Raw genomic sequence first — 14,331 nt, forward strand, 5'->3', positions numbered from 1 at the left:
GTTTTCTTTCCGACATCGACGCCTGTGAAGGCGACAGTAAGGTAGTTAGTCAATGAGCGAAAAATTACAGAAGGTGCTGGCCCGTGCAGGTCTTGGTTCACGTCGTGAAATCGAGGGCATGATTCAGTCTGGCCGAGTGAGTGTTAATGGTGTAGTAGCAAAACTGGGTGACCGTTTGGAAGACCTGAATGCTAACGTACGTGTTGATGGTCACCATGTGCAAATTTCTGCGTCTTCTGAACAAGTTTGTCGTGTTCTGGCATACAACAAGCCGGAAGGCGAATTGTGTACCCGCAGCGATCCAGAAGGTCGCCGCACCGTGTTTGACCGCCTGCCACGCCTGAATGGCGCACGCTGGGTGGCAGTAGGCCGTCTGGACGCAAATACCTCGGGTCTTCTGCTTTTCACCACAGATGGTGAACTGGCAAACCGTTTGATGCACCCAAGCCGTCAGGTGCAGCGCGAATACATGGTTCGTGTATTCGGCGAAGTTAACGAAGAGATGGTTCGTAATCTGGTTCGCGGTGTTGAACTGGAAGACGGTGAAGCACGTTTCGAAGACGTGGTTTACGCAGGTGGTGAAGGTTCAAATCACACCTTCTACGTGGTGATCACTGAAGGTCGTAACCGCGAAGTACGTCGTCTGTGGGAAACTCAGGGCGTGACTGTGAGCCGTCTTAAGCGTGTTCGCTACGGTGATATCTACCTGAGCAAAGAATTGCCACGTGGCGGCTGGATGGAGCTTGAACTGAACGATGTGAACTACCTTCGTGAGATGGTAGAACTGCGTGCAGAACAAGAAACCATGATCGACCCAGAAACCAAGAAACGTAAAGCGCGTGCGCAAAAGATTCGCCGTGCAGTACGCCGTTATGAAGAGCGTGTTGAGTCTGGTGAAACCCGCAAACCACGTAACCGTCGTGGTGGTCAACCAGCTGGTAACCGCACCCGCACAGGTGGTGGTCGTCCAGGTAAACCTGGTGCAAACCGTTCCGGTCAGCCTTCTACCCGTCAGAAGAAGACAGGTGGAAACCGCAAGCCACGTTAATGGTTTGGAATATATAAAGAAAAAGCCAGCAGAGATGCTGGCTTTTGTCGTTTTCTAGCATCTAGAGCCTAGATGCTTTATTTCGGCTGAGCATCAATACACTGACCATTCACGTCTTTGCCTTCAGGTGCCATCAGGTAAAGGTACAGCGGCATGATATCCAATGGTGTTTTAAGGTTGTTGGCATCTTCAGCAGGGAAAGCCGATGCACGCATTTTAGTGCGTGTACCACCTGGATTGATGGCGTTGACCTTCACCGTGGTGTTGCTGAGCTCATCAGCCAGCACCTGCATCATACCTTCAGTCGCGAATTTAGAGATAGCATAGGTGCCCCAAAACGCACGTCCTGAATGCCCTACTGTCGATGAAGTGAAAACGATACGGCCATCTTCAGACTTTTGAATCAAAGGCATCAGTGCCTGAGTCATCAGGAAAGTCGCTTTCACGTTCACCTGCATGACTTCGTCGTAGGCTTTTTCTTCGATTTGGTCGAATGGGCTCAGCACGCCCAGCATGCCTGCGTTGTGTAAAACACCGTCCAGCTTACCGAACTGCTGCTCGATGGTGTCGGTCATATCCAAATAATGCTGGCGGGTTGCACCCATCATATCGAGTGGAATGATCGCTGGTTGCGGGTAACCTGCTGCTTCGATTTCGTCGTAAACGCTTTCCAGTTTCTTCACTGTGCGTCCCAGCAAAATCACTGTTGCACCGTGTTGTGCGTAACTGATGGCAGCCTGGCGGCCAATACCGTCGCCTGCGCCGGTCACCAGAATCACTTTGCCATTCAATGCGTCGGCTGCTACTTGATACTCCACGTTACAATATCCTTTTCATTTTGATCTTGCGTGCCTGCTAAACTTGCCACTCGTCATCATGCGAGTGAAAGGCACTGTTGTAAGCTGGCATTTTAAGGCTGCTTGGGAAGAAGAAACAACCTGGTGATGTAAAGAAAGCGACATACGAGGTTGTTCTATACCCAAACTACCTGAAGGGGCTGGATTTCAGAGGCCATCGGCATGTTCAATACGAAACAAATTTTAAGATGAATAGTGGTTCTATTTGTCTTGAAATTTGCTGAAGTAGTGGGCTTGCCGATGGCTTTCCGAAGGGCGAAGAATAATTAGGGGTTCTTAATGGTTTTGAGCATGTTTTGAGTCGTCAACGATACGGGTTGATATAATCGCTGAAACCTGCAACTTCGGGTTGTTTGGGTATTCATGTCTAGTAGAATGACGGGATTCACATAAATCTGTGCTCAATAAAAGTACACAGAAACAACAATAAACGAGGAACTAAGTTTGGAATTCTTGCTTGATTACGGCCTTTTCCTGGCGAAAGTGCTGACCTTTGCAGTCGCCGTGATCGTCGTGCTTATTATTGCTAAAAGCGCTGGCGGAAAACAGTCTCAAAAAGGTGAGTTGGAAATCACTAACCTGACTGAAAAACATAAAGATTTAGTGCATTCGATGGAATCGCATCTCTACGATGAAGCGGCATTAAAAGCGCGCGACAAAGCAGATAAAAAAGCGGAGAAAGCGAAGGCTAAAGAAGCCAAGAATGAAGCGAAGAAAATGACAGATACGGCAACGCTGGAACAAAGCCGTAAACCACATGTTTTCGTCTTGGATTTTAAAGGCAGTATCGATGCACGCGAAGTGGCTTCTTTGCGAGAAGAAGTGACGGCAATTCTGGCTGTTGCCAAAGAGGGTGATGAAGTGCTGGTGCGCCTTGAAAGTGGTGGCGGTATGGTTCACGCATATGGCCTTGCTTCTTCACAACTTGATCGCATTAAGCAAGCAGGCATACCGTTGACAGCTGCGGTGGATAAAGTGGCTGCAAGTGGCGGTTATATGATGGCATGTGTGGCAGACAAGATCGTTGCAGCGCCTTTTGCCGTAGTAGGTTCCATCGGTGTGATTGCACAGTTGCCAAACTTCAACAAACTGCTTAAAAAGCATGACATTGAGTTTGAGCAATTGACTGCAGGTGAATTCAAACGCACGTTAACCATGTTTGGCGAAAACACCGACAAGGCGCGTGAGAAATTTGTTAGTGAGCTGGAAGAAACTCACACACTGTTCAAAGACTTTATTGCCGACCACCGTCCATCGTTGGATCTTGAGAAAGTGGCTACTGGTGAGCATTGGTTTGGCAATCAGGCACTGCCACTGGGATTAATTGACAGCATTGGTACCAGTGACGATTATCTGGTGTCCGCAGTGAAAGAAAAAGATGTGCTGGGCGTACGTTATGTTCAACGTAAGAAACTGGCAGAAAAACTGGCCGGTGCGTCGGCAGAAGCGCTAGACCGCGTGCTGCTGAAGTGGATTAGCCGCGGTCAGCGACCAATCGTTTAGGAGTAAAAATGAACAATCAAAAGTGGGCACTGCTCTCCTTTGAAGGCCGGATGCGACGCCGAGATTACTGGCTGTACAGCGTCCCGGTATTGATTATGGTGCTGCCAACTTTCTTCTATCAGGGCGGGAATGTAGTGCTTGATGCACTGGCATTGGCGATTTCACTGTTTGCCATTTATGCTTCTATCGCGCTGAACATCAAACGGCTGAAAGACAGAAACAAGAGTCCTTGGTGGATTATTGTGACTTTTCTGCCGTTGGTAGGTCCTATCTTCGCGCTGGTGGAGTTAGGCATTCTTGATGGTACACCGGGTCCAAATCAGTTTGGCCCAGACCCGAAAGGACGCGGCCAGAAGCCAGGTTCTGGTGGCGGTAATGATGTCCATCAGGACGAGAAAAAAGACACAGCAGTGTTTGAAGGTTAAAGATAAAAATGCCACCGAAAGGTGGCATTTTTATCACTGAACCCAGCATTTTCAGGTCATTTTAGTTTATAAAACTACTGAATCGTATATTGCTTTGACAACTGGTGTGCCAGGTACTTAAACATATTAAATACGGCGGTGGTTTTAGGGGTTGGCAGTCCGTTGTCGTCTAAAAAATACTCCCCTTTGAAGACCATGACGCCGGCTTTTTCTTCGACAGAGTCAGTGTTCATGCCTTCGATGTAAGCATCGTGCTCACGGATCATTTCGTTTGCGATTTTCAATAAATCGTCAGCGCTGATAGGTGTTTTCTCAGCCATTTTCTTCTCGATTCGGGTAGTGAAATGAAGGGGCATTATAGCGCCGGGAAAGGAAAAAACAGTAGGTTTGAACAAAGCCTCATTATTTTGCGGCTTCCGCTACTTATTGTGAGCCAAGCCAGAAAAATTCGATGTGAAATGGTAAAGATGCTTCGGTCAATGGTAATGATTAGCGCGCCTGTCTGCTTTAGGCTGCACTTTCAGTCATGCTTTCTTAGCATTGACGAATAGAGGGTAAAAGTGCGGCGCTAAAGGGCTAGCGGTCTAAGATATCCTCGACTAATAAAAGTGAGACGGCAACATTTCCCTGATAGTGCAGACTTGTTGTTAACAAATGAACAACAACTGGGGAAGCAGCGACCAATCAGGGGAAATTAGATAGAAACTGGTTGATATTCGGATCGAGTCGCTCAATATTAAAAAAAGCGTCAGCATGGCACTGGAGTTGGAAAGCTCATCGATTGCCAGCGATCTGAATGAATTTTATGAATGAGAAACGCGAGGGCGTATTGGGTCACTATGGGTAAATCTCTCGTTATCGTGGAGTCCCCGGCAAAGGCAAAAACGATCAATAAATATCTGGGCAAAGACTTCATCGTTAAATCGAGCGTAGGTCATGTCCGAGATCTGCCTACCGGTGCCGCGCAAGGCGGCAAGAAAGCAACGCCAGTTTCAACCAAAGGGTTGAGTGCGGAAGAGAAAGAGCGCATCAAAAAAGAGAAAGACAAAAACGCGCTGATTAACAAGATGGGTGTTGACCCATACCGCAACTGGAAAGCGAATTATCAAATCCTGCCGGGCAAAGAAAAAGTCGTGCAGGAACTGAAAACGTTGGCAGAGAAAGCTGACCACGTTTATCTCGCAACGGATTTGGACCGCGAGGGAGAGGCGATTGCCTGGCACTTGCGGGAAATCATTGGTGGTGACGAAAGCCGCTTCAAGCGCGTTGTGTTTAACGAAATCACCAAAAACGCAATCCAGCAGGCGTTCGAAGCTCCCGGCGAGCTGAACATGGATGGCGTGAATGCTCAACAGGCACGTCGCTTCCTCGACCGTGTTGTGGGCTTTATGGTGTCTCCGCTACTTTGGAAAAAAGTCGCGCGTGGTTTGTCTGCGGGCCGTGTTCAGTCAGTTGCTGTGAAGCTGCTGGTTGAGCGTGAGCACGAAATCAAAGCCTTTATTCCAATGGAATATTGGGACATTCACACTGACACCACCACGGCGAGCCAAAATGCGTTGCGTCTGGTTGTCGCTCAACAAAATCGTGAAGCGTTTAAACCGCTGAACGAAGAGCAGGCAATGGCAGCAACGGCTGCGCTGCAGAAAGCGACTTACAAAGTGGTTGACCGTGAAGACCGTCCAACCTCAAGTAAGCCGTCTGCACCATTTATTACCTCGACGCTGCAACAAGCGGCGAGTACCCGCATGGGCTTCGGCGTTAAGAAGACCATGATGCTGGCTCAGCGTCTGTACGAAGCAGGTTACATCACCTACATGCGTACTGACTCGACCAACCTGAGTAAAGAAGCGGTTGAGGCTGCGCGCAGTTTCATTGGTTCAGAGTATGGTGACAACTATCTGCCTTCATCAGCAAATGTCTACGGTTCAAAGGGTAATGCACAGGAAGCGCACGAAGCGATCCGTCCTTCAAGCGTGGATGTGAAAGCCGATGATCTTCAGGGCATGGACCCAGACGCACATCGTCTTTACGACCTGATCTGGCGTCAGTTTGTGTCTTGTCAGATGGTGCCAGCGAAGTACGATTCCAGCACCATTACTGTGGAAGCAGGCGTATTTACCCTAAAAGCAAAAGGCCGCACCTTGCGCTTTGACGGTTGGACACGTGTTCAACGTCCAATGGGTAAAAACGAAGACACCACACTGCCGCATGTTGATGTGGGCGAGATTCTGTCTTTGGAAAAAGTGGATCCGAAGCAACACTTCACCAAGCCGCCTGCGCGCTACACAGAAGCTGCGCTTGTTAAAGAACTTGAGAAGCGTGGCATCGGCCGTCCATCGACTTATGCAGCGATCATTTCTACGATTCAGGATCGTGGTTATGTGCGTGTAGAGCAGCGTCGTTTCTACGCAGAGAAGATGGGTGAGATTGTGACAGACCGTCTGGATGACAGCTTTGCTGATCTGATGGACTACGATTTCACTGCGCGTATGGAAGAGCACCTCGACCAAATCGCGATGGGTTCAGAAGATTGGAAAAATGTTCTGAACAACTTCTTCAAAGACTTCACCGGCGATCTGGAAAAAGCAGAGCTGGAAGAAGGTGAAGGTGGCATGAAGCCTAACAGCATTGTGATGACCGACATCGACTGTCCAACCTGTGGCCGTAAGATGGGTATCCGTACTGCATCTACTGGCGTATTCCTGGGTTGTTCTGGTTATGCATTGCCGCCGAAAGAGCGCTGTAAAACCACCATCAACCTGATGGATGAAGAAGGCATCGTTAACGTTCTTGAAGAAGACGTTGAAACCGCAGCACTGCGTGCGAAGAAACGTTGTCCGAAGTGTGAAACGGCGATGGACGCTTACCTCATCGACCAAGACCGCAAGCTGCACGTTTGTGGTAACAACCCAAGCTGTGATGGCTATGTGGTTGAGAAAGGTGAGTTCAAGCTGAAAGGTTACGACGGCCCAGTGGTCGAGTGTGACAAGTGTGGTTCCGACATGGTGCTGAAAAATGGTCGTTTCGGTAAGTACATGGATTGCACCAGTGAAACCTGTAAGAACACCCGTAAGATCCTGAAGAATGGCGAAGTCGCGCCACCGAAAGAGGACCCAGTTCACTTCCCTGAACTGCCTTGTGAGAATTCAGACGCGTACTTTGTGCTTCGTGACGGTGCATCAGGTCTGTTTCTGGCGGCAAGTAACTTCCCGAAATCGCGCGAAACCCGTGCACCATTGGTTGAAGAACTGGCACGTTTCAAAGAACGCCTGCCTGAGAAGTTCAAATATCTGGCAGATGCACCATCGGAAGATCCAGATGGTCGCAAAGCAGTGGTTCGCTTTAGCCGTAAGAGCAAAGAGAACTACGTGCGTACCGAAGACGACGGCAAGCCTTCTGGCTGGACGGGTCTGTTTATCGACGGTAAGTGGGAAATCACTGACAAACGCAAGAAGAAGTAATCTCTTTAAGCTAAAAAGAAAAAGCACCTTCGGGTGCTTTTTTTTGTGCCAGTTCCGAGCCTTAAGGCAATCGCGATCTTTTCTTTGGCCTATGCTATCTAGCAATACTTTGACAAGGAGAAAGTCATGGCATTAACCCCATTTCATGTCGCCATTCCAGTGCGACACTTGGAAGAATCCCGACGTTTCTATGCGGATATCCTCAATTGTGGAGAAGGGCGCAGTAGCGATGAGTGGGTTGATTTCAATCTCTATGGTCACCAACTGGTGATTCATCATGATCCAAACATTGGCGAAAACAACACACTCAAGCTTCATCACAATGCTGTTGATGCCAAGTCAGTGCCTGTTCCGCACATTGGTGTTGTGCTGGAAATGGAAGACTGGCAACAACTGGCGGATAGATTGAAATCCAAAGGCGTCGAATTTGTGATTGAGCCCTACATCCGTTTTGTTGGCCAGCCTGGTGAGCAGGCCACGATGTTTTTCCTTGATCCAACCGGTAACGCGCTTGAATTCAAAGCCTTCAAAGATATTGAAGGCCTGCTGTTTGCCAAGTAAACCCGACTACTTGCCGCATGCGCTTTCAACCTGACGCTCATACGGCGAGACTGAAATTGGCTTTGCGTTCCCAGTAAATTGTTCCAGTTCCGCCACGCAGGAGCCGCAGCCGGTTCCTGCACCAGTTATCTCACCCAACGATTTCACAGAACAAACGCCACTGTTATCGATCGCATTCTCAATGTCTGCTTTGGTGACCTTTTTACAGGTGCAGATGGTTCGTGATTTGGCTTTCAGCGTGCCGGCAAGAAAACCATGCATGATTTCAGGCTCTGCTTCCGCTGAAATTAACTGGGAAATATCGGGTTGAGACCCGGCTAGCGACGATGGATATATGGCTGCGGCAAGTTCGAATTCTCCTGACTTAAGAGAGACTACCCGTTGTGCCTCGCCACTGGATGCAGTGACCAGAGTAGGCTGTTCATCATCCATCAATGCAGCTAACAAATCTTCCAACTCCAATGTTTTTGCGGTTAGCTTGAGTGAATACAAGACACCGCTATCACATTGTTGTGATACCCAAAAGGCAGCAGGAATAGCATTGAGCTTGGTTTTATCCAATGGATACTTAGAAACGATCTGCGCATCAAGATAGGTTTTAACCGATTTCACCTCAACAGGCGTCGCCTTGAACTCAGGCTGGCCAGAGAATGGATCCGTGTTGGAAGGAATGACGGTACACACCTTGCCATCTGAACAGTTGGTATGTGTCCAATGAATAGGGGCATAGCATTGCCCGACGGAAACCTTGCTAGTGACATTGGCAATGAACATCTGTTCTCCAATGGCACTCACGACTTTTACCAAATTTCCTTCCTTGATGCCCCGATCGGCTGCATCAAAGGGATGGATCTCAAGCCGAGGCACGCTGTCGTTCTCTGAAAGCGACGGAGAGAGTCCGGAGCGGGTCATGGTATGCCATTGGTCTCTAATTCGACCAGAATTCAATATAAGCCCGTAGCGCTCGCTTAAAGAGAGTGCGGGTGGCTTGAAATCAACGGCAACAAATCTTCCTTTGCCATTCGGCGTTGCATAGTTTCCGTCGCTGAATAGACGTTCTGGGCAAACACCGTCTTTTGCTGGCCATTGCCTAGGTGCAAAAGATTGGTAACTTTCTGGTGTCATACCTGAAAGGCTTTCCAGCGTGAGGGCACGTGAGGTTGATGCGCCGACTTCATTTCCTAAACGGGTCTGTTCTACGTACTCGTTGAAGATGTCCAGCTCCGAGCGGTAGCTGAACTGCTGTTCGAATCCCATTTTCTTTGCGACTTCGCTGACTATCCACCAGTCGGGCTTGCCCATACCGGGGGTAGGCAACAAACGACGCTGGCGCGAAATCCGGCGTTCGGAGTTGGTGACAGTACCTGATTTCTCGCTCCAACCTTGTGCAGGAAGGCGAACGTGGGCGTACTTTAAGGTGTCATTGCTTTCAACACAATCAGAGACGACAACATAGGGACAACTGGCGAGAATCGCATTAATCCGGTTACTTTCCGGGAGGCTGACTGCTGGGTTGGTTGCCATCACCCAAAGAGCCTTAATTTTTCCTGTCTCAATCGCTTCGAACATGTCCATGGCTTTGAGGCCGGGCTTAGTCGCAAGGTTAGAGGTATCCCAAAATTCACTGAGTAGTTCTGATTGTTCTGGATGACCAAATTCCATATGTGCTGCCAGCGTATTGGCCAGACCGCCAACCTCACGGCCTCCCATGGCGTTAGGTTGTCCAGTGATGGAAAACGGCGTGGAACCCGGCAGGCCAACCCGACCTGTTGCTATATGGCAGTTGAGAATGCTGTTTACCTTGTCTGTACCGCTGGTGGATTGATTGACACCCTGCGAATACACAGTCACGGTTTTCGGTGTTGAGTGGAACCACTGGTAGAAGGTTTCAATATCGGCTGTCTTGAGGCCAGTAGCCAAAGACACTGACGTGATGTTTGAGAAGCGCTTGGCGAGCTCTAATGCTTCATCAAAACCTTGGGTATGTTGATCGACATATCTTTGGTTAATCTGATTTAGCTTGGCCATATAGGCGAGTAAGCCGTTGAACAACGCAATGTCAGAGCCCGGGAATAAGGGGAGATGAAGGTCGGCAATTTCGCAACTTGCTGTTTCCCGTGGGTCGATGACCACGATCTTAGTGCCATGACTTGCTTTTGCCGCTTTTAGGCGTTGATACAATACCGGGTGACACCATGCGAGGTTTGAACCCGTGAGAATCACCAAATTAGCAAGCTCCAGATCTTCATAGTTGCCAGGCACTACATCTTCACCGAATGCGCGTTTGTGTCCGACGACAGAAGAAGCCATACACAGTCGGGAATTGGTATCGATGTTGGCGCTGCCGATAAAGCCTTTCATCAGCTTATTGACGACATAGTAATCTTCGGTCAGCAACTGTCCTGACACGTAAAAAGCGACCGAGTCCTGACCGTGCTTGGCGATAGTATCGCTGAAGGTGGAGGCGACATGGGAGAGCGCGTCATCCCATGAACAATCTTCTCCATGTACGGAAGGGGAAAGCATGCGCCCTTGTGTTGTGACGGTTTCCCCCAGCTTTAAGCCCTTTGAGCAAAGCTTTCCTAAATTTGCCGGGTGTTCTTCATCGCCACGAACTTCCAGTTTTCCATTCGCTTGTACTTTGGCCTCAATGCCACAGCCTACTCCGCAATATGCACACGTCGACTTTATCCAACTGGAATCATTATTTTTAGTCATTTTATTCCTCTGAGATTCTCTTATCTCTATTGAAGGGAATAAAGCAACTCTCACGCCAACTACTCATTGTTAAATATGATTTTGTGTATTTGAGTTTTTATTTAATGAAAACCAATGAATAAGTATGGGAAAAGTTTTAAATATCATCTTTCACTGAAATAGTGCCAAATAAATTCTGTCAATAAATTGCGCAATAACAGTGCATCTCAAAAGTTATCTTGCACTATTTCGAAGCGATTTCTGTATTTCTGAATTGTTTATTACTCCAGCTCTTTTTCGCCAATCGATAAAAATATCACCATTAAAAACATGGTGTTATGTCAGGTTTTTGAGTCTTTATCTGCCGAATGGCATTCAAATTGCTCTAGCGAGATAAATAACACGCGACATGAGGGGCACGGATGTCCACCGTTAAAATTACATCTTTCAAACGAGGGCACGTCTCATTGGTGGGGGCGGGACCAGGTGATCCGGACTTGCTGACTATCAAGGCACTTCGCTGCATCGAAAACAGTGATGTGGTGGTTTACGACAGACTGGTGAGCAAAGAAATCATTGGACTGATCCCAGAGGGCGTCGAGCTGGTGTATGTAGGTAAAGCAAAAGGAAAGCACAGCGTTCCTCAGAGTGAAACCAACCAGCTATTGATCGAACTCGCCAGCCGCGGCAAAAGAATTTGTCGTTTAAAAGGCGGTGATTCCTTTGTGTTTGGTCGCGGTGGTGAAGAGATGTTGGAGCTGCACCGCGAGGGTATATCTGTAGAAGTTGTGCCGGGTATTACCGCAGCGTCTGGATGCACCAGCTACGCAGGTATACCTCTGACACATCGGGGCCTTTCTCAAGGGGCAACTTTCGTCACTGCTCATGCGGAAAAAGAGCTCTCCATCAACTGGCAGGCGTTGGCCTCGCTGAATCACACGCTGGTGTTTTACATGGGCTTGTCGAAGGTCGGGCAAATTACTCAGGCACTGAGCCAGCATGGCCTTTCTACCAGCACGCCAGTCGCCATTATTGAGAATGGCTGCACGCCGCAGCAGCGGGTTTTTACCGCCGATTTGCATTCAATTGAAGCCACCGTTCAAGGAGAGGGCGTCAAGTCCCCTGCGCTTGTTGTGGTGGGTGAGGTCGTCACACTTGCTGATGAGCTCAACTGGTTTATCTCTCAGGCTGAAACACAGCTAGAGAAGCTTTCTGCATAGGGAATAACAATGGAAAAGAAACGCATCGTTGTCATTGGTAATGGCATGGTTGGGCACAGATTTATTGAGGAGTTGTGCGACAAAAATGCTGAAGGCACCTTTGAAATTACGACCTTCTCAGAAGAACCAAGACTGGCTTATGACAGGGTTCAGCTCAGTGGCTATTTCAGTGGGAAATCCGCAGATGATTTGATGTTAACCAGTGAAGAAGCCTACGACGAAAAAGGTGTTCATTACTTCCTGAACGAAAAGGTCACTGCTATTCGCGCTGAAAATCACTGCGTTGTGACAGACAAAGGCAGAGAAGTTTTTTACGACAAGTTAGTGATCGCTACCGGTTCTTACCCTTTTGTTCCGCCTATTGAAGGTAACGATCAGCCACATTGTCATGTTTATCGCACCATAGAAGATTTGGAAGCGATTGAAGCCTCTGGAAAGCAAAGCGAATCAGGCGTCGTTATCGGTGGTGGTTTACTTGGGCTTGAAGCCGCAAACGCCCTGAAATGTATGGGCGTTGACACCCATGTCGTGGAGTTTGCGCCAAGATTGATGGCCGTTCAGCTAGATGAGGGCGGTGGTGAATTACTCAAAGAAAAAATCGAATCTCTGGGCGTTAAAGTCCACACCGAAAAAGCCACCAAGTGCATTACGGCAGGCAGCACTTCACGTTACAAACTAATGTTTGCGGATGGCTCCGAGCTTGAAACTGACATGATTGTTTTCTCTGCAGGTATCCGTCCGCAGGATGAGCTTGCGATGGAGTTTGGCCTTGAGATTGGTGAGCGTGGCGGGATTGTGATTAACGATCAGTGTCAGACCAATGAAGAGGATGTTTACGCCATTGGTGAATGTGCGCTGTGGCAGGGCAAGATCTTTGGTTTGGTGGCACCGGGCTATCAAATGGCCAAGGTGGCTGTCGCCAATATTTGCGGTGAAGAAGCGGCTTTTAAAGGCGCTGATATGAGCACCAAGCTCAAGCTGCTGGGTGTTGATGTGGCAAGTATTGGTGATGCGCAAGGCAACACGCCTGGCGCGCAATCATACACTTACGCCGACAGCGTGGAGCAAATCTACAAACGCATTATCGTTTCTGAAGACGGCACCAAACTGCTGGGTGCTGTGTTGGTCGGAGATACCGAAAGTTACCCAACTCTGCTACAAACCATGTTGAACGACATGCCATTGCCAGAGTATCCCTCAGTGTTGCTTCTGTCTGACGGCGCGGCTTCTTCTGACTCTGGCGCGGCTGGTGTTGCAAACCTTCCTGATGAAGCACAAATCTGTTCTTGTTATGACGTCACGAAAGCAGACATTAAAGCAGCCGTTGTCGCGGGTTGCACCAACATGGCAGATCTTAAAGCGGAAACCAAAGCATCAAGCGGATGTGGCGGTTGTTCAGCGCTTGCCAAGCAGGTGATGGACGCAGAGCTGGCAGCACTAGGCCACGAGGTAAACAACAACCTTTGTGAGCACTTCCATTACACCCGCCAGGAACTGGCTGACATTGTTCGTATCAAGAAAATCAAAACGTTCGACGAACTGTTAGACAGTCATGGTGAAGGACTGGGCTGTGACGTCTGCAAGCCTGCTGTCGGTTCGATTCTGGCGTCTTTCTGGAATGACTATGTGTTGAAAGAAGAGCACATGGGATTGCAGGACACCAACGACATCTACCTCGGCAACATGCAAAAAGACGGGACGTATTCCGTCGTGCCGCGCGTGGCTGGTGGTGAGATCACGCCGGATAAACTGATTGTGCTTGGTCAGGTGGCTAAGCAGTTTGACCTTTACACCAAAGTGACCGGTGGTCAGCGTATCGACCTTTTCGGCGCGCAACTTCATGAACTGCCTGAAATCTGGCGAATTCTGGTCGATGCAGGTTTCGAAACCGGCCATGCCTACGGGAAATCTGTCCGTACCGTGAAATCCTGCGTTGGTTCTACCTGGTGTCGTTACGGCGTGGATGACAGCGTTGGCTTCGCGATTGATATCGAGAACCGCTACAAAGGCCTGAGATCGCCGCACAAGCTGAAGTTCGCCGTATCAGGTTGTACCCGCGAGTGTGCAGAAGCGCAATCAAAAGACATCGGTATTATCGCGACAGAAAATGGCTGGAACCTCTATGTTTGTGGCAATGGTGGTATGCGCCCGCGTCACGCTGACCTGTTCGCATCAGACCTGGATAGTGAAACCCTGATTAAATACATCGACCGAGTGTTGATGTTCTATATCCGAACCGCAGACCGCTTGCAACGCACGTCAGTTTGGCTAGAAAACCTCGAAGGAGGATTGGACTACCTGCGTCAAGTGGTGATCGAAGACAAGCTCAACATTGGTGAAGAGCTGGAAGCAGAAATGGCGGCAAGCCTGGGTAACTATCAATGCGAGTGGAAAACCACCATTGAATCGCCTGAGAAACTCAAGCGCTTCAAACACTTCGTTAATAGCGAAGCGCAGGATGAGAGTTTGAAATATCAAACTGTTCGTGGTCAGCGCATTCCTGCTGAACTTGCATCGCAAAGTATTGATATCGTCACGCTGGAAAGTTAAGGAGAAAGC

The 14,331-nt window shown here is 48.9% G+C and carries 10 protein-coding genes; 7 read left to right on the forward strand and 3 right to left on the reverse strand.

The genetic code is table 11. The features are described from left to right. Positions 1 to 52 precede the first annotated feature (52 nt). Positions 53 to 1,048 (forward strand): 23S rRNA pseudouridine(2605) synthase RluB, encoded by a 996-nt coding sequence (gene rluB / locus RN22_RS18420; RefSeq protein ID WP_002540190.1) that lies wholly within the window; start codon positions 53 to 55, stop codon positions 1,046 to 1,048. A gap of 77 nt (positions 1,049 to 1,125) precedes the next feature. On the opposite strand, the gene RN22_RS18425 is transcribed toward rluB, so the two are convergent. Continuing rightward, positions 1,126 to 1,866 carry a YciK family oxidoreductase gene (locus RN22_RS18425; RefSeq protein WP_046306515.1) on the reverse strand — a complete coding sequence of 247 codons (741 nt, stop codon included), beginning with the start codon at positions 1,864 to 1,866 and terminating at the stop codon, positions 1,126 to 1,128. A 483-nt stretch (positions 1,867 to 2,349) separates the two neighbouring features. Here RN22_RS18425 and sohB point away from each other — a divergent pair, with 483 nt between their 5' ends. Beyond that, positions 2,350 to 3,408, forward strand: a complete 1,059-nt coding sequence (sohB, locus tag RN22_RS18430) for a protease SohB (protein WP_046306518.1) — start codon at positions 2,350 to 2,352, stop codon at positions 3,406 to 3,408. An 8-nt stretch (positions 3,409 to 3,416) separates the two neighbouring features. Continuing rightward, a complete protein-coding gene (locus RN22_RS18435) occupies positions 3,417 to 3,833 on the forward strand; it encodes a DUF805 domain-containing protein (protein WP_046306520.1) in 417 nt (138 codons plus the stop codon). A 74-nt stretch (positions 3,834 to 3,907) separates the two neighbouring features. Here RN22_RS18435 and RN22_RS18440 read toward each other — a convergent pair whose 3' ends face one another. Further along, positions 3,908 to 4,153 (reverse strand): YciN family protein, encoded by a 246-nt coding sequence (locus tag RN22_RS18440; RefSeq protein ID WP_046306523.1) that lies wholly within the window; start codon positions 4,151 to 4,153, stop codon positions 3,908 to 3,910. Between the two features lie 519 nt (positions 4,154 to 4,672). Here RN22_RS18440 and topA point away from each other — a divergent pair. Then, positions 4,673 to 7,294 (forward strand): type I DNA topoisomerase, encoded by a 2,622-nt coding sequence (gene topA, locus RN22_RS18445; RefSeq protein WP_046306525.1) that lies wholly within the window; start codon positions 4,673 to 4,675, stop codon positions 7,292 to 7,294. Between the two features lie 126 nt (positions 7,295 to 7,420). Next, positions 7,421 to 7,855 (forward strand): VOC family protein, encoded by a 435-nt coding sequence (locus RN22_RS18450; protein ID WP_046306528.1) that lies wholly within the window; start codon positions 7,421 to 7,423, stop codon positions 7,853 to 7,855. 6 nt (positions 7,856 to 7,861) lie between these two features. Here the strand turns inward: RN22_RS18450 and RN22_RS18455 are convergent, their stop codons facing one another. Beyond that, a complete protein-coding gene (locus RN22_RS18455; protein ID WP_046306529.1) occupies positions 7,862 to 10,573 on the reverse strand; it encodes a nitrate reductase in 2,712 nt (903 codons plus the stop codon). Positions 10,574 to 10,974: 401 nt separating this feature from the next. Between RN22_RS18455 and cobA the strand changes: the two genes are divergently transcribed. Beyond that, positions 10,975 to 11,772 (forward strand): uroporphyrinogen-III C-methyltransferase, encoded by a 798-nt coding sequence (cobA, locus tag RN22_RS18460; RefSeq protein WP_082111437.1) that lies wholly within the window; start codon positions 10,975 to 10,977, stop codon positions 11,770 to 11,772. A 9-nt stretch (positions 11,773 to 11,781) separates the two neighbouring features. After that, entirely contained in the window at positions 11,782 to 14,322 is a 2,541-nt protein-coding gene (gene nirB / locus RN22_RS18465; RefSeq protein WP_046306531.1) for a nitrite reductase large subunit NirB, read from the forward strand. The last annotated feature ends 9 nt before the right edge of the window (positions 14,323 to 14,331 follow it).

Source organism: Grimontia sp. AD028, assembly GCF_000973155.1.
GTDB classification, from domain to species: domain Bacteria; phylum Pseudomonadota; class Gammaproteobacteria; order Enterobacterales; family Vibrionaceae; genus Enterovibrio; species Enterovibrio indicus.